The organism is Ruegeria sp. N11 (assembly GCF_056531525.1).
On sequence record NZ_JBQFLX010000001.1, the window covers coordinates 136655 to 161079 of the forward strand.

Annotated in this window: 28 protein-coding genes; 12 read left to right on the forward strand and 16 right to left on the reverse strand. The window is 57.6% G+C overall.

Annotation, left to right across the window (positions count from 1 at the left end):
- Nucleotides 1-149: 149 nt before the first annotated feature.
- Nucleotides 150-518, forward strand: a complete 369-nt coding sequence (locus tag ACR0J8_RS00735) for a hypothetical protein (RefSeq protein ID WP_303963459.1) — start codon at nucleotides 150-152, stop codon at nucleotides 516-518.
- Here ACR0J8_RS00735 and eno read toward each other — a convergent pair whose 3' ends face one another.
- The 16 genes from eno to ACR0J8_RS00815 all read right to left on the reverse strand — a co-directional run bounded on the left by eno (nucleotide 519) and on the right by ACR0J8_RS00815 (nucleotide 15601).
- Nucleotides 519-1796 carry a phosphopyruvate hydratase gene (eno, locus tag ACR0J8_RS00740; protein WP_480888673.1) on the reverse strand — a complete coding sequence of 426 codons (1278 nt, stop codon included), beginning with the start codon at nucleotides 1794-1796 and terminating at the stop codon, nucleotides 519-521. It lies immediately after the preceding gene.
- A gap of 10 nt (nucleotides 1797-1806) precedes the next feature.
- Nucleotides 1807-3234, reverse strand: coding sequence for a pyruvate kinase (gene pyk, locus ACR0J8_RS00745; RefSeq protein WP_480888674.1), 1428 nt, complete (start codon nucleotides 3232-3234; stop codon nucleotides 1807-1809).
- Between the two features lie 10 nt (nucleotides 3235-3244).
- Nucleotides 3245-4378, reverse strand: coding sequence for a DUF4147 domain-containing protein (locus ACR0J8_RS00750; RefSeq protein WP_480888675.1), 1134 nt, complete (start codon nucleotides 4376-4378; stop codon nucleotides 3245-3247).
- 22 nt (nucleotides 4379-4400) lie between these two features.
- Nucleotides 4401-4916, reverse strand: a complete 516-nt coding sequence (locus tag ACR0J8_RS00755) for a gamma carbonic anhydrase family protein (RefSeq protein WP_303963468.1) — start codon at nucleotides 4914-4916, stop codon at nucleotides 4401-4403.
- Nucleotides 4917-4988: 72 nt separating this feature from the next.
- Nucleotides 4989-6515, reverse strand: a complete 1527-nt coding sequence (locus ACR0J8_RS00760; protein ID WP_480888676.1) for a UxaA family hydrolase — start codon at nucleotides 6513-6515, stop codon at nucleotides 4989-4991.
- Between the two features lie 63 nt (nucleotides 6516-6578).
- Complete coding sequence (locus ACR0J8_RS00765; RefSeq protein ID WP_480888677.1) at nucleotides 6579-7520, reverse strand: 3-hydroxyacyl-CoA dehydrogenase; 942 nt, start codon at nucleotides 7518-7520, stop codon at nucleotides 6579-6581.
- 108 nt (nucleotides 7521-7628) lie between these two features.
- Nucleotides 7629-8306 (reverse strand): 3-oxoacid CoA-transferase subunit B, encoded by a 678-nt coding sequence (locus ACR0J8_RS00770; protein WP_480888678.1) that lies wholly within the window; start codon nucleotides 8304-8306, stop codon nucleotides 7629-7631.
- A complete protein-coding gene (locus ACR0J8_RS00775) occupies nucleotides 8307-8960 on the reverse strand; it encodes a CoA transferase subunit A (protein ID WP_480888679.1) in 654 nt (217 codons plus the stop codon).
- A gap of 79 nt (nucleotides 8961-9039) precedes the next feature.
- Nucleotides 9040-9981: a 3,5-dioxohexanoate:acetyl-CoA acetone transferase gene (gene kce / locus ACR0J8_RS00780; RefSeq protein WP_480888680.1), complete on the reverse strand. Its 942-nt coding sequence runs from the start codon at nucleotides 9979-9981 to the stop codon at nucleotides 9040-9042.
- A gap of 20 nt (nucleotides 9982-10001) precedes the next feature.
- Complete coding sequence (locus tag ACR0J8_RS00785) at nucleotides 10002-10820, reverse strand: SDR family oxidoreductase (RefSeq protein ID WP_480888681.1); 819 nt, start codon at nucleotides 10818-10820, stop codon at nucleotides 10002-10004.
- A 10-nt stretch (nucleotides 10821-10830) separates the two neighbouring features.
- A complete protein-coding gene (locus ACR0J8_RS00790) occupies nucleotides 10831-12174 on the reverse strand; it encodes a TRAP transporter large permease (RefSeq protein WP_480888683.1) in 1344 nt (447 codons plus the stop codon).
- Complete coding sequence (locus tag ACR0J8_RS00795; protein WP_480888685.1) at nucleotides 12167-12766, reverse strand: TRAP transporter small permease subunit; 600 nt, start codon at nucleotides 12764-12766, stop codon at nucleotides 12167-12169. The genes ACR0J8_RS00790 and ACR0J8_RS00795 overlap by 8 nt, the downstream gene beginning before the upstream one ends.
- Nucleotides 12767-12772: 6 nt before the next feature.
- The gene (locus tag ACR0J8_RS00800; protein ID WP_480888687.1) at nucleotides 12773-13810 is read right to left on the reverse strand and encodes a TRAP transporter substrate-binding protein; all 1038 of its coding nucleotides are present in this window, start codon (nucleotides 13808-13810) and stop codon (nucleotides 12773-12775) included.
- A gap of 290 nt (nucleotides 13811-14100) precedes the next feature.
- Nucleotides 14101-14775, reverse strand: coding sequence for a GntR family transcriptional regulator (locus ACR0J8_RS00805; protein ID WP_480888689.1), 675 nt, complete (start codon nucleotides 14773-14775; stop codon nucleotides 14101-14103).
- Between the two features lie 38 nt (nucleotides 14776-14813).
- Entirely contained in the window at nucleotides 14814-14990 is a 177-nt protein-coding gene (locus ACR0J8_RS00810) for a hypothetical protein (protein ID WP_480888691.1), read from the reverse strand.
- Nucleotides 14991-15343: 353 nt separating this feature from the next.
- Nucleotides 15344-15601: a hypothetical protein gene (locus ACR0J8_RS00815; protein WP_171186247.1), complete on the reverse strand. Its 258-nt coding sequence runs from the start codon at nucleotides 15599-15601 to the stop codon at nucleotides 15344-15346.
- A gap of 202 nt (nucleotides 15602-15803) precedes the next feature.
- On the opposite strand from ACR0J8_RS00815, the gene ACR0J8_RS00820 reads away from it, so the two are divergent.
- The 11 genes from ACR0J8_RS00820 to ACR0J8_RS00870 all read left to right on the forward strand — a co-directional run bounded on the left by ACR0J8_RS00820 (nucleotide 15804) and on the right by ACR0J8_RS00870 (nucleotide 24424).
- The gene (locus tag ACR0J8_RS00820) at nucleotides 15804-16121 is read left to right on the forward strand and encodes a hypothetical protein (protein ID WP_480888692.1); all 318 of its coding nucleotides are present in this window, start codon (nucleotides 15804-15806) and stop codon (nucleotides 16119-16121) included.
- A gap of 64 nt (nucleotides 16122-16185) precedes the next feature.
- Entirely contained in the window at nucleotides 16186-16764 is a 579-nt protein-coding gene (locus tag ACR0J8_RS00825; RefSeq protein WP_171186066.1) for a lytic transglycosylase domain-containing protein, read from the forward strand.
- Nucleotides 16764-17054 (forward strand): TrbC/VirB2 family type IV secretion system protein, encoded by a 291-nt coding sequence (locus tag ACR0J8_RS00830; protein ID WP_114885057.1) that lies wholly within the window; start codon nucleotides 16764-16766, stop codon nucleotides 17052-17054. Before ACR0J8_RS00825 ends, ACR0J8_RS00830 begins: the two co-directional genes overlap by 1 nt.
- Before the next feature lie 7 nt (nucleotides 17055-17061).
- Nucleotides 17062-17340, forward strand: coding sequence for a VirB3 family type IV secretion system protein (locus ACR0J8_RS00835; RefSeq protein ID WP_058260733.1), 279 nt, complete (start codon nucleotides 17062-17064; stop codon nucleotides 17338-17340).
- Entirely contained in the window at nucleotides 17330-19696 is a 2367-nt protein-coding gene (locus ACR0J8_RS00840) for a VirB4 family type IV secretion/conjugal transfer ATPase (RefSeq protein ID WP_171186068.1), read from the forward strand. Before ACR0J8_RS00835 ends, ACR0J8_RS00840 begins: the two co-directional genes overlap by 11 nt.
- 7 nt (nucleotides 19697-19703) lie before the next feature.
- The gene (locus ACR0J8_RS00845) at nucleotides 19704-19847 is read left to right on the forward strand and encodes a hypothetical protein (RefSeq protein WP_480888694.1); all 144 of its coding nucleotides are present in this window, start codon (nucleotides 19704-19706) and stop codon (nucleotides 19845-19847) included.
- Nucleotides 19840-20988, forward strand: coding sequence for a lytic transglycosylase domain-containing protein (locus ACR0J8_RS00850; protein WP_171186069.1), 1149 nt, complete (start codon nucleotides 19840-19842; stop codon nucleotides 20986-20988). The genes ACR0J8_RS00845 and ACR0J8_RS00850 overlap by 8 nt, the downstream gene beginning before the upstream one ends.
- Nucleotides 20985-21764 carry a type IV secretion system protein gene (locus tag ACR0J8_RS00855; protein WP_171186071.1) on the forward strand — a complete coding sequence of 260 codons (780 nt, stop codon included), beginning with the start codon at nucleotides 20985-20987 and terminating at the stop codon, nucleotides 21762-21764. The genes ACR0J8_RS00850 and ACR0J8_RS00855 overlap by 4 nt, the downstream gene beginning before the upstream one ends.
- Nucleotides 21765-21768: 4 nt before the next feature.
- On the forward strand, nucleotides 21769-22419 hold the full coding sequence (locus ACR0J8_RS00860; RefSeq protein WP_480888696.1) for a VirB8 family type IV secretion system protein: 651 nt from the start codon (nucleotides 21769-21771) through the stop codon (nucleotides 22417-22419).
- 3 nt (nucleotides 22420-22422) lie between these two features.
- Entirely contained in the window at nucleotides 22423-23118 is a 696-nt protein-coding gene (locus ACR0J8_RS00865) for a TrbG/VirB9 family P-type conjugative transfer protein (RefSeq protein WP_480888698.1), read from the forward strand.
- Nucleotides 23111-24424 (forward strand): TraB/TrbI/VirB10 family type IV secretion system protein, encoded by a 1314-nt coding sequence (locus ACR0J8_RS00870; protein ID WP_480888699.1) that lies wholly within the window; start codon nucleotides 23111-23113, stop codon nucleotides 24422-24424. Before ACR0J8_RS00865 ends, ACR0J8_RS00870 begins: the two co-directional genes overlap by 8 nt.
- The last annotated feature ends 1 nt before the right edge of the window (nucleotide 24425 follow it).

Genomic DNA, 24425 nt, shown 5'->3' on the forward strand with positions numbered 1-24425 from the left:
TGCAGCAATGCGAGTTCGCCGGCATGGCGAACTTCCCCAGACCGGTCATTGGCCGGCACCACCGACCCACCGAATCCTTTACCGTTATTCGTTGCGCCGAGATTGCACTGGCAAGAAGCGGACTTGCAGGACCGTTTCTTACGTAACTGATGCTCCCGCAGAACGCATTTGCTCATGTGGTGTGGAACTTTCGCTGGCGTAGCAGGTTACACCGATCCGAGCAGGTCGACCAGTCCGGCGAAGACCTCGCACGCGAGACAGCGAGCTGCCTTGGCAGGCTCGTGGGGCGCCCGGAATTGCGCTGGAGCATGGTCGCCCTTGCATCGCGCCCCGTGCCGGCCGACGGTCTGCCATGCGTTGGGGCTGTCGGGCCCGAAGGGCTCTACCTGGCGGTCATGCATTCCGGTGCAACGCTTGCCGCAGGCATTGGAGAGGCGCTGGCCGCCGAGATACTGGAGGGCAAGGCGGCAGAGTTGCTAGACCCCTTCCGCCCTGCCCGTTTTCAAACCGTGGGCTGATCAGCCGCGCAGGATAGAGCGCCCGGCGAACTCAGCCGATGCGCCCAGCATTTCCTCGATGCGGATCAGCTGGTTGTATTTTGCCAGCCGGTCCGAGCGTGCCAGCGATCCGGTTTTGATCTGGCCGCAGTTGGTGGCCACAGCCAGGTCGGCGATGGTGGCGTCTTCGGTCTCGCCCGAGCGGTGCGACATCACGTTCGTGTAGCGCGCGCGGTGGGCCATATCGACGGCTTTCAGGGTCTCGGTGAGCGAGCCGATCTGGTTCACTTTGACCAGCATCGAGTTGGCAACGCCCTGGGCGATGCCATCGGCCAGACGGGCGGGGTTGGTCACGAAGAGGTCGTCACCCACAAGCTGAACCTTGTCGCCGATCTTGTCGGTCAGGAGCTTCCAGCCTTCCCAGTCGTCTTCGTCCATGCCGTCTTCGATCGAGATGATCGGATAGTCGGCGCAAAGATCGGCCAGATACTGAGCATTCTCTTCCGAGGTCAGCGATTTGCCTTCGCCTTTCAGCTCGTATTTGCCGTCCTTGTAGTATTCCGACGAGGCGCAATCGAGGGCGAGGTAGATATCGTCACCCAGCTTGTAGCCGGCTTTCTCGACGGCGTTCTTGATGAAGTCCAGTGCGTCGCGGGTCGAGCCGATGTTGGGGGCAAAGCCGCCTTCGTCACCGATGCCGGTCGAGAGGCCCGCTGCGGAAAGCTCCTTTTTCAGGGTGTGGAAGACTTCGGCGCCCATGCGCACGGCTTCGCGGATGTTCGCGGCTGACACCGGCATGATCATGAATTCCTGGATGTCGATCGGGTTGTCGGCGTGTTCGCCGCCGTTGATGATGTTCATCATCGGCACCGGCAACACGCGGGCCGAGGTGCCGCCCACGTAGCGAAACAGGGGCTGAGCGGTGAAGTCGGCTGCAGCCTTGGCAACGGCGAGCGACACGCCAAGGATGGCGTTAGCGCCGAGGCGGCCTTTGTTCGGGGTGCCGTCAAGTTCGATCATAGCAGCGTCAATCGCTACCTGCTCGGTCACGTCCATGCCGACCAGCGCTTCGGCAATCTCGCCGTTGACGGCGGCACAGGCTTCCAGAACGCCTTTGCCCAGGTAACGGTCCTTGTCACCGTCGCGCTTTTCCACCGCCTCGTGGGCACCGGTCGACGCGCCCGAAGGTACGGCAGCGCGGCCCATGGTGCCGTCTTCGAGGATCACGTCGACTTCGACGGTCGGGTTGCCGCGGCTGTCGAGAATTTCGCGGGCGTGGATGTCGATAATGGTGCTCATTGGTGTATCCTTATCTGCCGAGATAGGCGATCTTTAGCGAGTCTGTGCCGCCAGCTTGGCCATGCACCGATCCGGATGTCACAATAACCGGGCGATCAGGCCGAACCAGGTATTCAGGGGCAAGATGCGACGGGATACGGCCTTCGCGGCTGGAAGAGAACTCTTCCACGCTGGTACTGACGATAGGCGTTACCCCCCAGACAAGGCAAAGGCTTCGCGCGACTTTCTCCGAGTGACAGATTGCAAGAATTGGGATGGCGCTACGATTCTTCGACACCCGCAGCGTCGTGGCCCCGGTTGTCGTAAACGTGGCAATGCAGCTCGCATTCCTCAAATCTGCAAGGGTGCTGGCCGCACTTGCGATTGAGCTTGAATCGTCCGGGGCATCAATCAGAGCGGTGTTGACGTTCGAACTCAATGAACGAGAGGCAGATTCGGTCGCTTGGGCAATTTCGGCCATCGCCGTAACGGCTTCAACCGGATATTCCCCCGCTGCGCTTTCTGCTGACAACATGACCGCGTCTGCGGACTGGGACACCGCATTGGCAACATCCGATGTTTCCGCCCGAGTGGGCAGAGGTGCTGAGATCATGCTTTCAAGCATCTGGGTGGCCACAATAACTGGTTTGCCGTGTGACCGGGCCGTTGCCACCAGTGATGCCTGGATGGCCGGCAAAACGTGCCAATCGCACTCAACGCCTAAGTCTCCACGCGCAACCATTATAGCGTCAGTGGCGTGGAGAATTGCGTCGATATCTTGAACAGCAACGGGTTTCTCGATCTTGGCAACGATCTTTGCCAAGCCTCCGGTCAACCGGCGAAGCCCCTTAATGTCCTCTGCGGCCTGCACAAAGGACATTGCCACCCAATCAACCCCCAGTTCGAGCGCAAACCGCAAGTCGTTCCGGTCTTTTGGCGTGATCGGGTCCAGCTTCAGCGTGGTGTCCGGAAAGTTGATCCCCTTTCGGTCTCGCAAGGTCGCTTTGTTGAGAACCTCGGCAGTGATTGCGTCGTCATGGCTCTCAACAACGCGCAACCTGATGCGGCCATCGTCGATGAGAATCATATGGCCAACCCCAACAGTGCCGAAAATCTCAGGATGAGGCAGAGGTACGTCGTTTTCCCGGGCGGGATCACAGACCAACCGGATACGGTCGCCGATGGCTAGCGGTTTTTCCCCGCCTGGCACCACACCGATGCGAAGCTTCGGCCCCTGCAGATCCGCGAGAATGGCGATGGATCGACCGAGGTCACTCTCTGTTTTGCGAATGGCTGCATGAACCCTAGCATGGTCTTCGTGGGTTCCGTGGCTGAAATTCATCCGAAAGACGTTCGCGCCCGCCTCGGCGAGAGCCTTGATCTTGTCGTAAGAATTGGACGCGGGACCCAACGTTGCTACGATCTTCGTCTGCCGGGACTGGTGATTATGAGTGGTCATGACTGAACCTTCATCTGTGTTTGAGAAAAATGGCGAGGTCCATCACATTCGTGCCGGTTGGCCCGGTGATAATTTGATTGCCTGTGCGGGCCAGAAAAGAGGCAGAATCAGCGCTTTGCAGCGCATCTTCTGCACCAGGTTCCGAAGAAAAGGTATCGCCATCCAAGAACGCACCCGCTGCATTCGTCGGACCATCGGTGCCGTCCGTCCCTGCGACGAGGCCAGTTATTTCGGATCGGTTTTGAACGTTCCTTGCAATTTCCAGTGCAAGGGCTTGGTTGCGACCGCCTTTGCCGGGGTTTTCGGGAAGAACAACCGTTGGCTCTCCGCCATAGACATATAAGCCGTCGGGGCCTTCCGTGATCTCATGCGCGATCTGAGCGGCAATCTCATTCACATCCGCATACATACTCTCTTGGTTGGTGATGGTCTTGATCCCAATCGATTTTGCGCTTCGCACGACGGCTTCCCGCGCAACAGCGTTTGAGGCGACAACGCTGCAGTTGTAGCCAAGACCGGCACTCTTGGGCGCCGCGCCAATCCCGGAACCGATGACCGAGATGCTGTCTCCGGCTACGTCCGAAATGGCAAGGACATCGACTTGTTGGCCCTTGAACGACGCCAACAGCCCGCCTCCCTTGACTGCGGAGATGGCTTGTCGACGCTTGTTAATTTCTCCGATATCCGCACCTTCAGCCAGAGCGGCTTTCGTCAGAGCCACAAGATCAGCGCTGCTGACACCTGGTTTCAGATGCTCGACAAGCGACGATGCGCCTCCTGAAACAAGCATCATCATACGACTGCCAGTAGGGCATCCGGCCACAAAGTCTAGCAGGCCTTTTCCCGCCTTCAACGAAGACTGATCCGGTATCGGGTGGCTGGTTTCGAATGCCTCGACGTTGCTGCCGAACTCCCCGTTGCCCAGATGGTCAGTCTTGGTGACAAGATAGGTAGGCATCGTGCCGCGCCAGTCGTCTGGCAGTCCCTCGAACATGGCGGTGGCGGCTTTTCCAACAGCAACGATATGCGTTGGAGGTTTGACATCGTGGTGCGACACCCAATTGCGCACGCTGATGTCACCCTTAACGGAAGAAACGGCTGCGCGGAAAAGGTTCAAAAGCGTATTTCTGTGGGCAATGGTCATGTCGAATTCCAACGTGGACAATCTAGCTTGAAAGCTCTTGGGCAAACCGCTTTGAATTCGCTTGATAGTTCAGTGCGCTTTGGTGAAGACCCTCGATCTGCTCCTTGCTTAATTCCCGTTTGACACGCGCAGGAGACCCAACAACCAGAGAATTATCGGGAATACTCGTATTCTCAGTGACCAGCGCGTCGGCTCCGATCAGGCAGTTTTGGCCAATAACTGCTCCGTTCAATACAGTGGCGCCCATTCCAATCAGCGACCCGTCTCCGATCGTACACCCATGAACAATCGCGCTGTGCCCGATTGTGCAATTGCGTCCGATCGACAGTGGAAACCCGGGATCGGAATGGAGAACGCAGTTGTCCTGGATGTTGCTGCCCGCTCCGATAATCATTGGTTCATTGTCTCCGCGAATGACTACCCCGAACCAGATACTTGCACCGGATGCGATCTCAACATTCCCGACAACAAATGATCCTGGGGCGATGAACACGTCTTTGGCAATTTTCGGAGTGACCGCTCCCAAACTGTAAATCATTGGGTTTCCTTCTCGATTTTCCAACAGTTCTGTTCGCGCCCGATTTTCTGGGCGCGGCTTCGAATTCCAGGTCTACATCTGGGCGTAGGTCTGCCAAGGCGCGAACTCCGCGTCGCCGACATCCAGTTCTTCAGAAAGTGTTTTTTGCCCCGAGGCTGACTTCAGGATTGCGTTGAAAATCCGCTCACCGGCTTCGGCCACAGTTTCGCTGCCGTCTGCAATGGTGCCGCAGTTGATATCCATATCGCCTTGCATCCGATCGAACATCGCAGTGTTGGAGGCAATTTTGATCGACGGAACCGGTTTGTTACCATAGCAGGATCCGCGCCCGGTTGTGAAACAGATCATGTTGCAGCCCGAGGCGACCTCTCCGGTTAGTGAAACCGGATCGTAACCGGGGCTGTCAACGAAGACCAAACCCCGTTCGGTGATCTTCTCGCCATATTGATAGACACCGTTCAAATTCGTGCTGCCGGCCTTGGCCACCGCGCCGAGTGATTTTTCAAGGATCGTGGTCAAACCGCCCGCCTTGTTGCCCGGCGTCGGGTTGTTGTTCATTTCCGAGCCATGCTTGGCGGCGTAGTCTTCCCACCACTCCAGCAAATCAACCAGCTTCTGTCCGACCTCAGCCGAAGCCGCGCGATCCGTCAAAAGGTGCTCAGCACCATAGATCTCTGGTGTTTCCGCCAGGGCCGCTGTCCCGCCGTTTTTGACCAGAAGATCGACGGCATAGCCGAGCGCGGGATTGGCCGTGATGCCGGAATAGCCGTCCGAGCCACCGCACTGCAAGGCGACACTCAGATGAGATGCATCCACGGTTTCGCGTTTTGCTTTCGAAGCCGCTTCCAAGGCCGTTTCAAGCCACTGCAGGCCTTTCTCAACCGACTTACGTGTCCCGCCCACTTCTTGCAGCGTGTAATACTGGAAGCTTTCGTCCTGTGGCCGGCCATAGGCTTCCAGCATCAGCGGGATCTGGTTGGCTTCGCAGCCCAGCCCCAGCATCAGCACTGAGGCGAAATTCGGGTGCGTGGCAAACCCCCAGATCGCCCGCTGAAGCTTGCGAAAGGCATCGTCATTGGTCCCGATACAGCAGCCCGCCCCGTGAACAATTGGCACAATCCCGTCAACGCCGGGGTATTTTTCCAACAGACCCGCGCGCTCGGCTTCGCGTGCCAAAAGCTTTGCCGCCGAAGCCGAGCAGTTCACCGAGGTTACAATGCCCACATAGTTGCGGGTTCCGATCTCGCCATTTGCCCGTCGATATCCCTGAAAAGTCGCCCGTTCAGGCAAAGGCAAAATGTCAGTATTCCGGGCGCTTTGGCCGTAGTTCTCGTCGCGCCGGAAACTCGTCATGGCAACATTGTGGACGTGAACATGCTCACCGCTTTGAATGTCTTGGGTGGCAACACCGATGACGCGGCCATATTTGATGACTTTCTGACCGGACGCGATGGGGCTCACGGCGATCTTGTGGCCCGATGGGATCGGATCCCTGGCCATCAGGCCGGATTGAGACAGCTCTGCGTCGCGCTCAATACGCTGCAGCGCCACGGCTATGTTGTCATCGCCGCTGAGCGAGAGAATTTGCTGAGGAATCATGTCTTTACGGCCCCTTCCGTCCGTTTGAGACTGCAGCGCAGCTTGCCCACGCCGAAAGTCTTCTTAGTTGTTGGCCCGGGATTGAGCTTTATGGCGCAACAAGGCCATCAGCTTTCTGTCCCGCGCGATCTGCGCTTCGGGAATATTTGCGACGGGCGTTCTTTCGGCCATTTCGGCAGCAAGCTTGTCCTTCGCGACACTGGCCCAGTCAACGCCTTCATAAGAGCCGATCCCAAATCCCCGATACATGCTTCCATATCGCGCAACGTAGTCAGTGACGCCTCCGGGTGCGTTCAGATGAATGGTTTGCATTGGGCCCATGATGGACCAGCGCAGCCCAAGCCCATCGCAAATGGCTTTATCCAGATCCTCGGCTGAAACGATTCCATTGCCCACCAACTTGAACGCCTCTTCCAGAAGCGCACCTTGCAGGCGGTTCACAATAAACCCGTCGATCTCCTCGCTCAGCACGATGGTTTCGCGTCCGCATTTGATCATCAGATCATTCACCATCGAAATGGCATTTTGATCAGTCCACGGCGTAGGGACAATTTCAACTGCGGGATGAAGATGGGGCGGGTTGATGGGATGCACCACAAGGCACCGGTGCCGACCCTCAATATCCTTGCAGTAGCGCGATGCAGATATGCCTGATGTAGAGCTTCCGATAGGCACGTCGCTGGCCGCGATTGCATCCAGCGTTTCAGTGATCTGGTTCTTTATTCCAACGTCTTCCGGACCGTTTTCCTGAACATATATGGCTTGGTCCAAAGCCTCTTCGAGGCTGGCCGCCAACTTGATACGCTGCAGGATCTGGGAGGCATCGGACGGCGCGACCAGATCAAACTCGGCGAGATCGGAAATCCGTTTCTCCATGGCTTTCAAAGCGAGATCCGCAGCCTCAGCCGAGACGTCATACATCGCAACCTCAAAACCAGCCTGAGCGAATACTGCCGCCCAGCCCTGGCCAATCAATCCGCAGCCAATTACAGCAATCTTTTCCATGATTTTCCTCTCTCTGTCTGTCCGGAAAGGGCTCAGCAGATCCGGTGGCAAAATTTAAACGCGTCGACTCTGGATGAATTTTTTGACGCCAATTTCAAAGCAGTTGCTTCATTGGGCCCCTGCCTGGGCAGGTCGGGTTTCGTCCATGCGCTTAAGATCACTGCAAACCTCAAACCGCGCCTCGGTCGCGGCCTGGACTTCCTCAACGGTTACATCTGGCGCTGTTTCCGTCAGTATTAGGCCGGACCCGGCAACCTCAAAAACCGCAAGGTCTGTGACCAACAGGTCAATCTGGCGCGTGGATGTTAGCGGCAGATCGCATTTGCGAACGATTTTGCTTTTGCCGTTTGCCATGTGCTGCATCGCCACGATGACCTTGCGGGCTCCGGAAGCGAGGTCCATCGCCCCGCCCATGCCGGGCACCATGGCGCCGGGAATCATCCAGTTTGCCAGTAAGCCGCGTTCGTTCACTTGCAGGCCACCCAGCACCGTCACATCAATATGTCCACCTCGGATCAGGCCAAAACTCATTGCACTGTCGATGGCTGCCGCGCCGGGAACAGCGGTCACGAAGCCGCCGCCGGCATCGGTCAGGTCCGGTTCTTCCATGCCCTCAGGTGGACGCGCGCCAAGACCGATCACCCCGTTTTCGGACTGAAAGAAAACACCTGCGTCTGCAGGAACAAAACCGGCAACGAGGCTGGGTAGTCCGATCCCCAGATTGACAAGCATTCCGGGTGCGATCTCGCGGGCGACACGTCGGGCGATGCGTTCCTTGGGCTGCATTTATGTCGACCTTTCGATCAGGTGGTCGACCAGACTAGCCGGGGTGCGCACGGCATCCGGCGGGATCACGCCAACGGGCACGATATGGTCCGGTTCAGCCACGACAGTATCGGCGGCCATCGCCATGGTCGGGTTGAAATTCTGCGCGGTCAGCGAATATTCCAGGTTGCCGAGGTAGTCGGCCTGCCGCGCCGCAATGAACGCAAAATCGGCGCGTATGGGCTCTTCAACAAGGAATTTTTTCCCTTTGATTTCCAACACTTGCTTCCCCCCCTCCACAGGAGTTCCGAGGCCGGTCGGTGTGACAACCGCACCCAGCCCCACGCCTCCGGCACGAATGCACTCAATCAGAGTGCCCTGCGGAACAAGCTCCACCTCAAGGATGCCTGCGTTCAATTGGCGTTGGGTCTCGGGGTTCAGGCCGATGTGAGACACGACAACGCGCCTGAAGGCCCCGGCAGCTACGAGCTTTCCGATGCCACGTCCGGGAAGGGCCGTGTCATTTGCGATCAGCGTCAGGTCCTTCTTTCTGGCGGCAACAAGCGCGTCGATTATCTTGGTCGGAGTACCAACCCCCATAAATCCACCGATCATGATGCGTGCACCATCCGGCACGAGATCCGCGACCGCATTTGGTGAGAGTGCCTTTTTCATACGGCGGCCTCACAAATGCAGGTCCGGGCGCCCGCGCGCGGCGAAACTTGCCCATTATGATCGGTGTCGTAGCGCATGCTCAGAATGCCACCTGATCGCCGCCCTTGAGGCCGAGAATGTTGCGGGCCTCATCCGGGGTCGCGATCTGCATGCCGAGATTTTCGATAATGGCGCGCACTTTTTTGACCTGAACGGCGCTGGATGTTGCCAGTTCACCGCGACCGGCCCAAAGGCTGTCTTCCAGCCCGACCCGCACGTTTCCACCGAGCGCCGCCGCCTGCGCTGCAATCCGAAACTGGTTGGATCCCGCACCAAGGACGGACCAACGGAATTCGTCACCGAACAACCGGTCTGCCGTGCGCTTCATGTGCATCACGTCTTCCGGGTGCGGTCCAATGCCGCCGAGTAGGCCAAAAACCGATTGCACGAAGAACGGGGCCTTTACCAAGCCGCGATCGGCAAAATGCGCCAGATTGTAGAGATGTGATGTGTCGTAGCACTCAAACTCGAACCGCGTCCCGTTGCCGTAACACGTCTCCAGCACATATTCGATGTCTTTAAACGAGTTGCGGAAGACAAGGTCTTTGGACCCCTCGAGGTGCTCCCGCTCCCAGTCATGCTTGAATTCCTTGAACCGATTGAGCATCGGGTAGAGTCCGAAATTCATGGACCCCATATTCAACGAGGCGAGTTCCGGCTGATAGGTCGCCGCGGGTGCGGCGCGTTCTTCAACGCTCATATAGGGGCTACCGCCAGTGGTAATGTTGACCACGGCATTTGTGCTCTGCTTGATCTGCGGCAAAAACGCAGCGAACCCTTCAGGACTTTGGTCCGGCCGGCCGTCAGGATGACGGGCGTGCAAATGCAGGATCGCCGCGCCCGCCTCGGCAGCGGCCAGGGAGTCTTTGATGATCTCTTCCGGCGTCACAGGCAGATGCGGCGACATCGATGGTGTATGAATGGCACCGGTTACAGCACAGGTGATGATAACCTTGCCTGCGTTCTTGTTGTTGTTACTCATGCTTGATTTTCCAATTGAGTTCAAAGCGTTTCCACGTTCCCGTCAACGGCAAGGGACTGCCCCGACAGGTTCGCGCCAGCATCCGAGATCAGGAATGCAACGGTCGCGGCAACGTCGTCCGGGCTCACCATCCGACGCATTGAGATGTTCTTGAGGTAGTCGTTCTTCATTTCGGCGTAGCTAGTACCGGCGGTGTCTGCACGATCGCGGATCACCTTTTCCATTCTGGGTCCTTCAACAATTCCGGGCAGAACGGCATTGACCCGGATATTGTCAGGACCCAGCTCCTTGGCGAGGCTTTGTGTCAGTCCGATTACGCCGAATTTGGCCGCCGAGTAGGGAGTGCGATAGGCGTATCCATGTTTGCCAGCTGACGAGGACATATTAACCAGAGCGCCGCCGCCACCCGCCTTAATCATCGGTATGGCCCGACGTGCCGACAGAAACTGCCCTGTCAGGCAAATGTCGATACACCGCCGCCAATCATCGGGGGATAGGTCTTCGAGATTGCCGGTTGGCCCGGCAATCCCAGCGTTGTTTACCAGAGCATCCAACCCTCCAAAGGTGTCCTGCACCTTGTCAAAGAATGTATCCACCGCTGTTTCGTCAGACACATCAGCCTCGACGGCGACACAGCCTTCAAGCTCAACGCAGGCCCTGCGCAAGGCGTCTGCATCGACGTCGCAGATCGCGATCTGAACACCTTGTGAGTACAGCAAGCGGGCAATACTTAGCCCAATCCCGCTTGCGCCGGCAGTAATCACAACTTTTTTGCCTTTCAGACCTGGCAATTTTAGTCCTGCCAGCGGTAAGGGCATTTTGGGAGATAGGTCCGTCATATTTCCCCCACTAGTTTCCGAACACGGCGGACGGAGCCCAAAGGACGAGGCTCGGCCAGACAATCAGCAATGCAAGACCAAGCAGTTGCAGCGCGACAAACGGAATGATCCCGCGATAAATGGTTCGGATCGATATTTCGGGTGGAGCCACACCTTTGACGTAGAACAGGGAATATCCAAAAGGTGGCGTTAGAAAACTGGTCTGCAAGTTAACCGCCACAAGCATGGCAAACCACAGCAGTTGCTGTTCACGCGAAATCCCAAGTCCGAAGTCCAATCCTGCAACGATAGGTGCAAAGAGCGGCAAAACGATAAAGCTGATCTCGACCCACTCCAGGAAGAAGCCCATGATGAAAATCAGCAGTAGCAAGATGCCCAGCGTGCCATATGCGCCCAGATCGAAGAACAGGATGGCGTTCTCGATCATCTTGTCGCCTTTGAGACCCTTGAACACCATTCCAAAGACCGTAGCACCAACCAAAACACCCAAGATCATGGCGGAGGTATAGCCAGTTTCACGAACACAGCTGGACATAGTCTTCATGGTCAATTTGCGATTGATCGCCGCCAAGATCATGGCGCAGATCGCACCCAGTCCTGCCGCCTCAGTCGGCGTTGCTGTGCCTGTAGCAATGGAACCCAGTACAGTCAGAATAAGAACAAGTGGAGCAAAGAGATCGCGCACGAGCGCCAGTGCCAGGGATCCTTCTGCCGGCACTTGGGTCGAAACAGGGGCATCACTTGGTTTCGTTAGCGCGACGAAGACGATGTAGGCAATATATAGACCACCCAGAAGCAGGCCGGGGATCATCGCCCCAACAAACAATTCGCCAACAGAGATCTGCAGAATGTCGCCAACGAGCACAAGCATAATCGAGGGCGGGATCAAGATACCCAATGTACCCGAAGCAGCAATTGTACCAACTGCCAACTCAGGTTTGTATTTTTCGCGCAGCATAATCGGCAGAGCCAAAGTACTGAGCATAACCACCGATGCGCCAACGATACCTGTGCTGGCCGCCATGACGATGCCCAGCAATGCAACGGAAATGGCCAGTCCACCGCGCCTGCGTCCTAAGGCGCGCTCAAGCGAATAAAGCAAATTCTGCGCCAATCCGGATTTATCAAGCATGGCGCCCATAAAGACGAACAAGGGCACCGCGAGCAGAAGCCAGTTCTCGATAACGCCAGCGTATATTCGCGAGACGCCGATTTTGAGGAATGCAAAAGGCAATCCACCGATGAAGGCAAACGCAATGCCGATGCCGCCAAGAACAAAAGCAACCGGGTAGCCGCTGAAAATCCCTAAGAGCAGGCAAACGACCATCGATAGGGGAATGATGTGTTCAATCATGGGTTTTCTGCTTCCCGAACAAAATACGAAGTTTTTGGATTGTCAGACCGAGGCCAGCGATCAGCATCAGACCAAACCCAATTGGAACGAATGCTTTCAGGACAAACCGGTCATACATTCCGTCGTAGTCCGACCCTTCGCCCATAGTGAATGACCGCATGGTGAAGTCGTAACCATGGAGAACGACAATGTAGCAAAGGGGGGCCAACAGGACAAAAAAACCAATGATTTCAATGATATGTTTTGTCTTTTCACGAAAGCGCTGTCGCAGAAAGTCGACACGCACATGCCTGTCTTTAACGATCGCTGCGGGCATTGTGAGCATTAGCATGATCCCAAACAGATGCCATTGCAGATCGCCAATACTTGCAAGAGTCAGCTTCGATCCAAATAAGAAAACGTCGTTTTCCCATCGAACGATCGTGCCAATCTTGGCGGCTGACAGCGTGACACCGATCATTACAAGAACGAGGATGGGAACGATGAGCCAAGCCGCGGCCTGGCCTATCCATACGATCCCGCGAAGGACCGTATGGACAGGGCCGGTGCCACGATTTGGATCACTCGAGCGAGTGTCCATATCGTGTGCCATGTTGGCTTACTCGGCAGGGAGAGTTTGAAGATTGGTCCAACGTCCTGACGATGCCACGAAAGCCTTCATCGAGTGGTACGCTTCCCCATAAAGCGCATCTTTCTCGGCTTCAGCATTCAGAACACGTTCCGTCGCAACCCGCAGTTCTGCCAGAACTTCATCCGGGAAGGATTTGACGATTGTGCCGCCCTCTTCGAATACTTCGATCTGTGGTGTCTGAGCTGCCGGAGCATATTGCAGTGTCCAGGCCAGGCTGGTCTGACACGCCGCCTCATACATGGCCTGTTCGCCTGCATCCATGCCATTCCAAACGTCCATATTGATCATCAATACATCGACGCTGCCAGGCTGGTGCCAACCCGGATAGTACTGGAATTTTGCGATCTGGTTAAAACCAAAATCCTTGTCAATGATTGGCAGCGAAAACTCTGTAGCGTCGATACGACCACGCTCAAGTGCCAGGTAGATTTCGCTTGCAGGCATGAATTGGGCGGAGGCTCCGAATTCATTCAAAACACGCGCGCCGACGCCGCCCATACGCATTTTGAGACCGTTGAAGTCCTCGACCGAGTTGATTTCCTTGTTGAACCAGCCGCCCGGCTCGGGTGCCGTGATGTGGCAGGCCAGAACCTTGATGTTCAGATCGTCAAACCCGCGCTGAACGATTTCGAGACCACCGCCCACATGTAGCCATGCGGCCAACGCGTCCGGTCCGGCACCGAATGGTGTCGCGCCGATCTGGGCCACGGGTACTTTACCGCCCCATTGGCCAAGAAAGCTCCAACCAGCTGGAATGGCGCCAGAGCTTACGTTTTCCAGAATTTCACCTGCTGGAACCAATTCTCCGGAACCATAAAGTTGCAGACCTACATCGCCACCACTCATGTTCCGCAAAGTTTCGTCCATTAATTTCGCACTGTCCGCCAAGAACGTCAGGTCCTTGGGGATGCTCATGTGGACATCCAGAATATCGGCTGAGGCAGAAGATGCGCCAATGGCCAGAGAACCGGCAACCAAGGTTGCGGCAATTTTCGAATATTTCACTGTATTCCTCCCGTGACTGTGCCCGTCACGAACGACCATAGCGGCCGTTTCGTCGGACATGCTCAATAAGCATTGATGATTGATCAAAAATCAATATTCTTTTTTGTGCTCCATTTCTCGATAAATTTCAGTTGGTTGCGTGAGTTTTGATAGCTTGGGAGAATCCGAATCAGTCAAGAAATCTCAGATTTCACGGCGTTGAGGGACGTTCAAAGGACTGGAACACAGCGAGCCCGGTATTCGGACATATTAGAATAGGGTCTCGGCCGGGTATTCGCTTGCTGTTACTTTCAGCGAGAAGGGTTGTTCGAAAACAAGGTTCTAACGAGAACGTCGTAGGCCTCGGAAATATCCAGAACAAGCTCCTGTTTGGCAGTTGCTTCGTTGCCTTCCCGGACAGCTCGCACTATTTTCCGGTGATGAATGTTGGAAACCTTGTACTGATTTTCCCGTTCCAGCTGATACAGGTGCGGACTGACACGCAGCCATAGCGTGTTGATGATATCGATCAGAACCGGAGAGTTCGACTGCTGGTAGATCCGCAGATGAAACTCATAGTTTGCTTTGATATAGCCCTGCACATCGCTGGATAGCTCTGTGGCCTCCAGTCGTTTCAGCATTTTCTCAAGGTCAGAAACAAAACGATCATCGCGATTTGCCATAGCCCATTTCATGGCCAGCGCCTCAACTTCAAGACGTACATCGCGAAGGTCAGTAAGTTCTTCATATCCCAGGCTCGGCACACCGAGCGACCGGCCCGAAACATTTGCCACAACACCAATCGCTTGGAGCCGTGTCAGCGCTTCGCGCACAGGCATGGCACTCACACCAAAGGCTTCTGCGACGCGAGCAACATGGACTGCCTGACCGGGTGTGAACTCACCTTCGCGCAAAAGACTGCACAACTGACTATAGACTTGGTCGTGTAGCTTATCTTTTTGAATTGGTTTGGCATTCTTAAGCATGTTCTATCTACTCGCATAATTTCGTCGTGAAAATCTACCTAACTTTTGCAGTTGCCAGTTGCTATCAGGCGGGCAATCACCTCGCACAAGGGCATTGGGTAAACACCGAAGGTCTGGGTGATCGTGGCGGCTGTGATCTCTTCACCTGTTGCCAGCTTGACCCCAAAGTTAGTTGGCAAAGCTATTGTTCCACTTCCTTCTGAAGCGTCTTGCATTGCACGGGTTTGATGGCGTTCAAAGATGTTTTCATTTTTGTTTCCCTAAGATGCTTTCCATTATTATGCAAAGTCTTCCATCATTCAAAGATAATTGACCTTTGATCAAAAATCAGTGACCTTTATTTTACAAGAAACCTGATACCGTAGCGGACCTTTGGCCACCCGACCCTCAGAGTGGCTTTCAATGACTGCTTTTGCGAGATCGGCTGCAACGCAGCGATGAGCGCGCCGCGCCTGCGATTATATGCTGCGTCAGCAAACACCCGGAAGGGCAACGGCGGAAAAGTCCGCGTTGGCGACCTTCGCGGCAGCTTTGTTGAACGGCAGTTTTCTCTACTTGAGGACGGGTATCATTTCCTCATGTCGTTCAGGAATTCCAGAACGCGCGCATAGTCTCCACTGACCACGCGCGCTTGCTCGAAGACCTCTCGCCTCTGCTGATCTAGGCAACGGAAGTAATTCTCGACATCCGCAAAATATGCCTCCGCATCGCGCTTCAACAGGTCCGCATAGGCCCGCACGTCATCGGCATTGGTCGGCATCCAGGGCGGCGCAGGCGGCAGGCAACTGCCCGCGATCGCGGCAGAGCCCCAGCTCAGAACGAGCATAACCACCCATGTTTGTTTCAAAAGCGCCATATTATCTTGGCTCAGCCACTCCGTTGCAGTAAATTTGTTTCAACGCATGAAAGGCGCAATAACTCAAATTGCACCTATTGATTGCAAAGTTATAATATTGTATCGGTTCGGTAGTCCATGAGGGACTGCCGGGCCAATGCACAATTCTGCAAGGCTCGATCCTATGAATTTGATGCAAGACGCCCCCAATGTTGTCAGTGAAGACGGGCTGCGCACGCTGCTTGCCGAGGGTCATTCGGCGGATGTTGTGTGCCGGGTTACGCCCAAACGCACAGGTGCTCAGTGGTCCGGAGTTTGGACCGTGCATTGCGTCTCGCCCGATGGCGAGACGCATCGCCTGCTCGTCACAGCACGCAACAACATGGCTGCCCGAGAGTTCAAGACAATCAACGGCTTATCCAGCTTCCTTGCTGGGCTTGGCGTTTCGATCGTCTCAATCCCGATGCTCGAAGGCAAGATCGCCTCTCACAAGCTGGACGACGCTGGCTAAGACACTTGCCGTCCTGGCAGTATTCCTTGCTGCACCAGCCTATTCTGAAGGATTCGTTCTTTCCATGCGGGCCGATGGCCAGCTGGAAACCAAAGCCCCCCAATCGGGTTTTTCGCAAAGCTATGTCGACGGGATTGGCGCAACCCCACCAGAGCTGATCGTTTTCACAGCACCTGAACCTGAAGCGACTTCACCTACACCCGCCCGCGCAGCTCCTCGTCCCGAAATCCTCGCAGCCCTTGAAAGTACCGCGCATCGCTATGGCGGGCACCCGGCGTTGCGCCGCGCGGGTCTGTCGGTGACGGAATGGCAGGCCCTCTTCCAAGCCAATATCGAGATCGAAAGCGCCTATCGACCAACTGCGCGCAGCTCGGCAGGCGCGATCGGCCTCGGGCAGTTGATGCCCGCGACGGCCGCGCAGCTCGGCGTTGATCCGAATGACTGGCAGGCCAATCTGGATGGCTCAGCACGCTACCTTCTGATGATGCTGGCGCAGTTCGGCACGCCTGAACTCGCGCTCGCGGCCTATAACGCGGGACCAGACGCGGTCGCGCGCTATGGCGGCATCCCTCCCTACCGAGAAACCCAAAATCACGTGCGCCGCGTCATGGCCGTGCGTGATCGACTGACTGGAGCCTCCTGATGCACATTCAATTCCGCACAATCCTGTCGCTGGCTCTGGCCAGCTTGATGATTGCCAACCCCGCGCTTGCGCAGAGCATCGATCTCTCGCCAGTGCAGAACCTGTTGCAGGGCATCGTCGACACGATCACCGGGCCCCTGGGCATTGTCATCGGCACCTTGGCTTTGATCGGCGTGTTCCTCTCCTGGCTCTTTGGCATCCTCGACTTCCGCCAGGCTCTTTGGGTACTGGTCGCCATTGCAGGTATCGCAGCCGCGCCGACCATCGTGACCGCGATCTGGGGCGCGTAAGTCCGGCATGGCAACGCAAACCCGCCTTTTCCTTGGTCTGATCCGGCCGCCAAAGCTCATCGGCTTGCCGATCATGTATGCCATGGTCTGGCTCTTCGGGTTTGTGTTGTTGTTTTTATGGGTCCAAAGCTGGCCGGTGATCATCATTGCCGCTCTGGCCTATCCCGCGCTGTGGAAAGCCGCAGATTGGGATCCGGCCTTTCTTGAAGTGATGGTCACCACCCTGCAGGAAACGCCGCCCACCCCGAACCGCAAGATCCATTCGGGGGACAGCTATGCTCCATAACCCATCGGATGATCTTGCGACGCTACCGGACTGGGCGCGCAAAGAGCGCCCTATGGCCAGCATGCTGCCCTATGTCAGCCTAGCGAATGACGTGACGATCCGCACGCGCGGCAATGCGCTGTTCCAGTGCATCCGTCTTGATGGCGTCAATAGTATGACCAGCGATGACGCGCATTTGGAGAAGATCCGCGCGCTCTTTGCTGCGATCATCGCGCAGATCGGGTCAGAGTACAGTTTCTACGTTCACAAGGTCTCCAAGGCGATCGAGACAGCCTTGTCACCGGTGCCCAATGAGGGGTTTGCGCAAGAGCTGGATAGCCGATGGCAAACGGCCATGGCGCGGGCGGGCCTGCGGGACAAAACGCTCACACTCACAGTTCTGAAACGTCCGCCCCTCGGCGCGCGGCTGCGCCTGAAGCGCTCAGACTCGATCGCTCAGATGAAAGACCAGACAGCCAAACAACTGCGCAAGCTCGAAGAGGTCGTCGGGTTTCTGCTATCGTCTTTTGCAGAGATGAACCCGCGCCTGCTCGGCGCTGAATGCGGCGAGCTACTCGGGTTCCTCGGGGCGCTCAACATCGGACAGGAACGACTGCTCTTCGCAAAATCCCGCTTTGGCGTCATTGCCGAAGATGTAGCCAACACCCGCGTCACGTTTCAGGGGCGAGGCTTTACGTTGGACGATGGGACGGCGGGCAAGCGGTTTGGCACGAACTTTGCGATCAAGACCTATCCGGCCAAAACCAACTGCACCATGTTCGATGAGCTGAACCTGCCCGTCGACATGGTGGTCACACACTCCTTCACGCCGATCAACAGCAACATCATGGCCAGCCGGATCAAGCGTCAGCAACGCCTAATGAAGGCCAGCGATGACGGCGCGATTTCACTCGCCGAAGAGCTGGTCGACGCGCTGGACGATCTTGAATCCAAGCGCCTCAGCTTTGGCGATCATCACATGACGGTGACGGTTTTCGCCGAGACCGAGGAAAAGCTGGAAGCCATCGCCGCCGAGGTACGCAACATCGCGGCCAGTGAAGGCGTCAATCTGGTGAATGAGAGCTTTGCGGCTCGGACCCATTATTTCGCGCAGCATCCGGGCAATGGGCAGATGCGCAGCCGCAAGGCCGCCATCACGAATACGAACTTCGCTGACCTCGCAGCGCTGCATCGCGGTCAACTGGGCAAACCCGGACACAAAGTGCCTTGGGGCAAGCCGATCACTCTCTTCCCGACGCCGGAGCGTTCGGGCTTCCTGTTCAACTACCATGAGACAGGTCAGCCGGACAAAGAGCCGACCGGTGGACACACATTGATCCTCGGTCGTCCTGGCTCCGGCAAGTCGGTGTTGTCAGCCTTCCTCATGACCCAAGCCCAGCGCTGCGACGCACGCGTGTTTGTCTTCGACTATCGCGCTGGCATGGAAATGGCCGTACGCGCCAATGGCGGGCGCTACAGCGCCATCAAGGCAGGTGAAGCCACCGGACTGAACCCGCTCCGCACAGAAATTGACGGGCGCGGGCAAGCCTGGCTTTCTGATTGGTTAGCCACGCTGCTGCATCGCTCCGACAACCCCCTGAGCCCGGTCCAGATCAACCGCATCCAAGAAGTGGTGCGCCAGAACGCCGGGGCAAGCGATGCCGCCCTTCGCAACTGGCAGGATCTGGCCTCCCTCTTTGTGGCGGGGGCGGATGAAGGGGATCTGTTCGAGCGGATCCAGGAATGGACCGCAGACGGCCGATATGGCTGGATCTTCGGTCAAAGCGCTGAGGATACCTTCTCGCTCGATGGTGATGTCGTGGGGTTCGACCTGACCGGCATTCTCGACAGCGAAAGCGAGAAAGAGCGCATGGCGGTCCTGTCCTACCTGTTTCGGCGGGTGGAGCGTGTGATCGAGGATCGCAAACCGACATTAATCATCATCGATGAAGCCTGGAAGGCGCTCGACAACCCGTATTTCGCAGATCGGCTCAGCAACTGGCTGGTCACGGCACGCAAACAGAACGCGGTCCTCGTGATGATGACCCAATACGCAAGCCAGCTAGAGAAAACCCGCACCGGCAAGACGATTGTCGAGGCCGTCCCGACGCAGCTCTTGCTTCCCAACATCCGCGCCTCGGCCAGCGATTACACCATGTTGGGCCTCACTGAAAAAGAGCTCAGCGTTTTGCTCGGCACGGGCAGCAACTCTCGCCTAGCGTTGGTGCGTGACGATCAAGGCTCGGTCGTGATCGATGCCGATCTAAGCGCGCTTGGCCCTTATCTCACGATCCTTGGCGGCATGGAAAAAGGCGAAGCGCTGGTCGGCGCGGATTATCGCCAGAACCCCGATTTTTGGAGACAAATTGATGTGTAGACTTTGCATGCTGACCCTCACCCTTTTGACCCTGACAGCCTGCGCGGAATACCGGCCGTCAGAAGCTGAATGCTTCAACTCCTTTGCCGAGGTCAGCCACAGTAACTGCAATTTCGAGTTGCTCGGGCCGATTGGTTCGCTGCATGAATAGCCTCCGCCCGCATATCCTTGCGGGTTTGGTGTGGTTCGCCGCGCCAATGGCCTTTGCCCAAGGTGTGCCCACGTTTGATGCGGGAATGTTCTTGCAGCGCGAGCGCGTGCTGCAGCAGGGAGAACAAGATCTGGCGCTGCAGCGGGATCGGTTGACCAAAGAGGAAGAGCTTGAAGCGCTCGAGCAAGAACAGCTCCAGGCGCTGGAAGACATCCTCGATGCCACGACGTTGGCCAGCGGAAATTCCGGCGCGCTGGTCGCAAGCCTAGAAGCTGGTTCAACACCTGAAAGCGCCGCAGGCACGCTCTATGGTTCGGTCGACCCAAACCCCGGTGCCGGCCAGATATTCGGCGACGCCTCGGGATCGATTGAAGAGCTGATCATTCGCGCGGCTCAGGAAACGCACCATATGTCCGGCGTGCGCGCAGCGGGTCTATCGCCCAAGCAATGGCGCTGTTTGTTGCAGGCGCTGATCTGGCAAGAAAGCCGTTTCACCATCGGAGCGCGCTCCCCTGTCGGCGCGTTCGGCTTGACCCAGATCATGCCCGGCACGGCGCAGGATCTCGGGATCTATCCGGCCTATTATGAAGACCCCTACATCCAGGTCACCGGCGGCGCACGCTATTTGGCTCAGATGCTGGCCATGTTTGACGGCAACATCATTCACGGGCTCGCGGCCTATAATGCCGGTCCCGGCAATGTGCAGCGCTACGGCGGCGTGCCGCCGTTTGCCGAGACCCAGCACTACGTTCAGGTGATCCCCGAGCGCTACAATCTCTACCTTGCCCACGTGGGCGGCGTCGACGCGCTTGGCACCATTGACCCGGTCCTGCTCGCCAACTCCACAATGAGCCTGACCTCCTTCGGCGCAGGGGTCTATGGCGATTATTCCATGGTCTCGGTGCAAGCCGCCGCGCTGCGCGTCCAGGACATCATCAGGCGCATTGGCGAAACCGACGACATTCACGCGGCGATGTCGCTCAACACCTACGCGCGGGCCGAACTCGCTCGCCTGATCGCCATCCGCACACGCCTCAAGGCCGCCCACACCCGCCCACTTAGCGCCGCAGAACTGGCCATGGCGGCCGCGCAGGCCCGCGAACAAGACTTCATGCAATTCGATCTGGAGGCACCCCGATGACCCGCTTTCTATCCACCGTTGCCACCTGCGCGCTGTTGGTTGCTTCACCTGTGTCTGCCCAAGGTGTTCCGACTGTCGACACACGCAACATCGCCCAGGAAATTCGCCAGCTGCAGCAGATGCTGGAGGATTTCGGGATCCAGACCGACCAGCTCGACACGCTTCTCGAACAGTTGGATCTGGTGCAGCAGCAACTCGACACGCTCAACGAGACCTACGCCGCCCTGACCGGAGCGACGGACATCATCGAGATGGCCATGGGCGGCGACCTTGACGGCCTCCTAGACCAAGAATTTGGTGACCTCCTTGGCACCATACAGCAAATCCAAAGCGGTGATTTCAGCGGCCTGATCGGCAACGCGGCCCCTCAGATGGAAGGCCGTATGACGCAAGCCCTCGAGGACGCAGGTTTTGACCAAGATACCCTCTCTGACATGGCCAGCAGCGGCAATCCGGGCGCGGAACGCATTGCCAGTCAGGCGGGCACCGGGGCGGTGATGTCGGCGGCCGCTGAGAACAGCTATGACGAGGCCGCGCAATCCCTTGAACGGGTCGAGCAGTTGGTCTCGCTGATCCCCGACATGGAAACGCTCAAGGAAGCCGTCGATCACAACACCCGCGTCACGGCAGAGTTGGCCATTGCCATGACGCGCATGTGGGAGCTCGAAGCCATCCAGACCGTTGGCGCGGGCCAATCTGGCGTGGTGGATGCCGCCACGCTGGCCGAAGAGCGCCGCTACATGGACTTCACCCTGCCAGACCTGCGCGCGGACTGACCCTATGAACAGCGAGGCAGAAATCATCGAAGAAGAGCTCGTCTACGGCGCACGAAGACGCGAGCTCATGTGGCAGAAGCTGGGGCTGACAGGCATGGGGTTTGGCATGGCAGGTTGCCTCGCCGCTGCCCTCGTTGCCCTGCTCGACGTGGACCCGCCGCCCATGATCGTGCCCTTTGATAGCGAAACCGGCATGGCCCTCCCCAATGCCATGGTTGAAGCGGTCTCACTCACGGAACGCCCCGCTATCATCGAAGCACAGGTGTACCGCTATGTCATTGATCGAGAGACATACAATCAGCTCGACAATGATGTGCGGGTGCGGCGGGTCCTGGATCAGTCGGACGGAGCGGCCGCCGCAGGGTTGCGCGCGCTTTGGACAAGTGGCCATGAGGCCTATCCGCCCGACAGCTACGGCACAGATGCCCGGCTTGATGTCGAGGTTTTGTCGATCACGCACATCAGCGCCAACCGTGCCCAGGTGCGCCTGCGGAAGCGGCTCAACTCACCGCGCGGCTCTCAAAACGGGCTCTTCACCGCAACGCTGATGTTTGAGTTTCGGCCTGAGAATAGCCGGTCGATCGATGATGTCTGGCAGAACCCTTTCGGCTTCACCGTCACCGAATACGCGATCCGCTCGGATCGTCTGGAGTAACCAATGCGCCGCCTGTTCCTGATCCTCGTCTTCCTGGTTCCGCTTGCTGGCACGGCTTTCGCCGAAACTCAACCGCGCCAGGGGCCCTATGATGCCCGCGTCAGGCTGGCGACCTACCAGGATGGACAGGTCTACCGCATCCGCACCAGCCTGACCCACGTGACCAGCATTGAATTCGGCCAAGGCGAGACCATCCGCTCGATCATTGCTGGCGACACCGAAGGGTTCCTTTTGGACGGCGTGCCCGGTGGCCAGGCTTTTGCGATCAAGCCGGTTTCGCGCGGCGCGCATACCAACATCACCGTCTACACAAGTCGGCGCAGCTACTATTTCAACGTGACCGAGGCGAGTTCGCCGACCTTCTACGTCATCCGCTTCACCTATCCCGAGGCGGCCCCTCAGCAATCGCGTGTAGCCGCAAGCCAGCCTGCAAACCACGCCTACGGCGTCAGCGCACGGTCCGAGATCACCCCGCGTGAAATCTGGGACGACGGCACCTTCACCTATTTCCGTTTTGCCGCGAATGCGCCGTTGCCCGCGATCTTTCGTTGGTCTGGCGGCAATGAGCGCAGCGTTAATGCGCTCGCGCGGCCAGACGGCGTGATCCGCGTGTCAGGTGTCAGCACTCGATGGGTTCTCAGGCTCGGCGAGGACGAGATCTGCGTCCAAGAGATGAGCGAGGCAAACCACGATGAGTGAAACAGCTGAGCTTAAGAAGCGCCTCGAAGCGCTTGAAGGCAAACCACAAAACTCAAGGGCACGACCGTCAATTGTCGCTATTGCGTTGGGCATTGGGGCAATCGCGGCCCTTGGCGGTCTCTTGCTGTTGTTCTCTGGCAGCTCTGAACCCGACAGCCTGGAAACTGCCTCCCCGGATGAATTCCAAGCGGCGGGACCGGGCTTTGGTGCGCTCGAGCCCACGCCCGCACCGATTGACACAACGCCGCCGCCGGAGCCGGGACCAGACAGCGAGACGGAAGAGCTGCGCGCGCAAATGGACGCCATGCGGAGCGAGCTTGAAGCTCTGCGCAACGCACCTGCACCCGAGGCCCCGGCCGTCGACACAGAAGCGCTCGACAGCCTGAGCGCGGAGATCGATGACCTGCGCAGCGAGGCCGCCTCCACCCAAGCCGCCTTGCGCGAAGAGTTGGAAGAACGCGCACGTCAGATACAACGACTGCAGAACGATCTGGAGCTTGCGCGCCTGGAAACCCCGCGCACGCCCGCACCAACCGGCCCCACGGCCGAGGAGCTGCGTCTGCAAGAGCTCGAGCGGCGGCGGCAAGCCGAGCTTGAGGAACTGCAAGCGCGTATTGCCAGCCCAATTATCGCCTTTGGCGGCACTGGAAGCAGCAACAATGATACCGCCGCCGAGCAGCGTCGACTTGATGGTGATACAGACTTTGTTCGCAACGGCGCTGAACCCGCTGAGGTGACGCAGGCCCAGCTGATCGTGAACCCGTCAAACACGGTTGTTCAGGGCATGATGATCCAGGCTGTTCTTGAGACCGCAATCGACAGCTCGCTCGCCGGTCAGGTCCGCGCGATGGTGTCTGAAGATGTCCACGCCTATGACGGCTCGCGGATCCTGATCCCGCGCGGCGCGCGTCTGATCGGGCGGTATCAATCCGGCCTCGACATTGCGCAACGACGCGTGACCATCGCCTGGGACCGGATCATTCTGCCCAGCAATCAGACCGTTGAAATCAGCGCCTTTGGTGGCGATGAACTGGGGCGCTCCGGCACGACCGGTTTTGTCGACAGCCGCTTTGGCACGCGGTTCGGGTCAGCCGCCCTGATATCGCTGATCGGAGCCTTGCCCGCCGTGGCCGCCCAAAACACCGAAGACGAGATCACCTCAGATGTCTTGGAAGGCATTGGCGAAGACCTTCAGGACAGCGCGCAAAGCGTGATTGGCGAATATCTCTCCGTCTCGCCCGTGATCTATGTCGATCAAGGTGCCCGCGTCACCGTGATGGTCGACCGCGATCTGGAGATTTTTTGAT

What these genes read in the sequence shown, in the direction of transcription:
- ACR0J8_RS00865 (WP_480888698.1), top strand. Translation starts at nt 22,423, where the DNA reads ATGCGCCGCCTGTTCCTGATCCTCGTCTTCCTGGTTCCGCTTGCTGGC.
- ACR0J8_RS00785 (WP_480888681.1), bottom strand. Translation starts at nt 10,820, where the DNA reads ATGACGGACCTATCTCCCAAAATGCCCTTACCGCTGGCAGGACTAAAA.
- ACR0J8_RS00820 (WP_480888692.1), top strand. Translation starts at nt 15,804, where the DNA reads ATGCAAGACGCCCCCAATGTTGTCAGTGAAGACGGGCTGCGCACGCTG.
- ACR0J8_RS00830 (WP_114885057.1), top strand. Translation starts at nt 16,764, where the DNA reads ATGCACATTCAATTCCGCACAATCCTGTCGCTGGCTCTGGCCAGCTTG.
- ACR0J8_RS00735 (WP_303963459.1), top strand. Translation starts at nt 150, where the DNA reads ATGCTCCCGCAGAACGCATTTGCTCATGTGGTGTGGAACTTTCGCTGG.
- ACR0J8_RS00855 (WP_171186071.1), top strand. Translation starts at nt 20,985, where the DNA reads ATGACCCGCTTTCTATCCACCGTTGCCACCTGCGCGCTGTTGGTTGCT.
- ACR0J8_RS00775 (WP_480888679.1), bottom strand. Translation starts at nt 8,960, where the DNA reads ATGAAAAAGGCACTCTCACCAAATGCGGTCGCGGATCTCGTGCCGGAT.
- ACR0J8_RS00795 (WP_480888685.1), bottom strand. Translation starts at nt 12,766, where the DNA reads ATGGCACACGATATGGACACTCGCTCGAGTGATCCAAATCGTGGCACC.
- ACR0J8_RS00755 (WP_303963468.1), bottom strand. Translation starts at nt 4,916, where the DNA reads ATGATTTACAGTTTGGGAGCGGTCACTCCGAAAATTGCCAAAGACGTG.
- pyk (WP_480888674.1), bottom strand. Translation starts at nt 3,234, where the DNA reads ATGACCACTCATAATCACCAGTCCCGGCAGACGAAGATCGTAGCAACG.
- ACR0J8_RS00860 (WP_480888696.1), top strand. Translation starts at nt 21,769, where the DNA reads ATGAACAGCGAGGCAGAAATCATCGAAGAAGAGCTCGTCTACGGCGCA.
- ACR0J8_RS00845 (WP_480888694.1), top strand. Translation starts at nt 19,704, where the DNA reads ATGCTGACCCTCACCCTTTTGACCCTGACAGCCTGCGCGGAATACCGG.
- ACR0J8_RS00835 (WP_058260733.1), top strand. Translation starts at nt 17,062, where the DNA reads ATGGCAACGCAAACCCGCCTTTTCCTTGGTCTGATCCGGCCGCCAAAG.
- ACR0J8_RS00750 (WP_480888675.1), bottom strand. Translation starts at nt 4,378, where the DNA reads ATGACCATTGCCCACAGAAATACGCTTTTGAACCTTTTCCGCGCAGCC.
- ACR0J8_RS00805 (WP_480888689.1), bottom strand. Translation starts at nt 14,775, where the DNA reads ATGCTTAAGAATGCCAAACCAATTCAAAAAGATAAGCTACACGACCAA.
- ACR0J8_RS00810 (WP_480888691.1), bottom strand. Translation starts at nt 14,990, where the DNA reads ATGCAAGACGCTTCAGAAGGAAGTGGAACAATAGCTTTGCCAACTAAC.
- ACR0J8_RS00760 (WP_480888676.1), bottom strand. Translation starts at nt 6,515, where the DNA reads ATGATTCCTCAGCAAATTCTCTCGCTCAGCGGCGATGACAACATAGCC.
- kce (WP_480888680.1), bottom strand. Translation starts at nt 9,981, where the DNA reads ATGAGTAACAACAACAAGAACGCAGGCAAGGTTATCATCACCTGTGCT.
- ACR0J8_RS00840 (WP_171186068.1), top strand. Translation starts at nt 17,330, where the DNA reads ATGCTCCATAACCCATCGGATGATCTTGCGACGCTACCGGACTGGGCG.
- ACR0J8_RS00770 (WP_480888678.1), bottom strand. Translation starts at nt 8,306, where the DNA reads ATGCAGCCCAAGGAACGCATCGCCCGACGTGTCGCCCGCGAGATCGCA.
- eno (WP_480888673.1), bottom strand. Translation starts at nt 1,796, where the DNA reads ATGAGCACCATTATCGACATCCACGCCCGCGAAATTCTCGACAGCCGC.
- ACR0J8_RS00790 (WP_480888683.1), bottom strand. Translation starts at nt 12,174, where the DNA reads ATGATTGAACACATCATTCCCCTATCGATGGTCGTTTGCCTGCTCTTA.
- ACR0J8_RS00825 (WP_171186066.1), top strand. Translation starts at nt 16,186, where the DNA reads ATGCGGGCCGATGGCCAGCTGGAAACCAAAGCCCCCCAATCGGGTTTT.
- ACR0J8_RS00815 (WP_171186247.1), bottom strand. Translation starts at nt 15,601, where the DNA reads ATGCTCGTTCTGAGCTGGGGCTCTGCCGCGATCGCGGGCAGTTGCCTG.
- ACR0J8_RS00850 (WP_171186069.1), top strand. Translation starts at nt 19,840, where the DNA reads ATGAATAGCCTCCGCCCGCATATCCTTGCGGGTTTGGTGTGGTTCGCC.
- ACR0J8_RS00765 (WP_480888677.1), bottom strand. Translation starts at nt 7,520, where the DNA reads ATGGAAAAGATTGCTGTAATTGGCTGCGGATTGATTGGCCAGGGCTGG.
- ACR0J8_RS00870 (WP_480888699.1), top strand. Translation starts at nt 23,111, where the DNA reads ATGAGTGAAACAGCTGAGCTTAAGAAGCGCCTCGAAGCGCTTGAAGGC.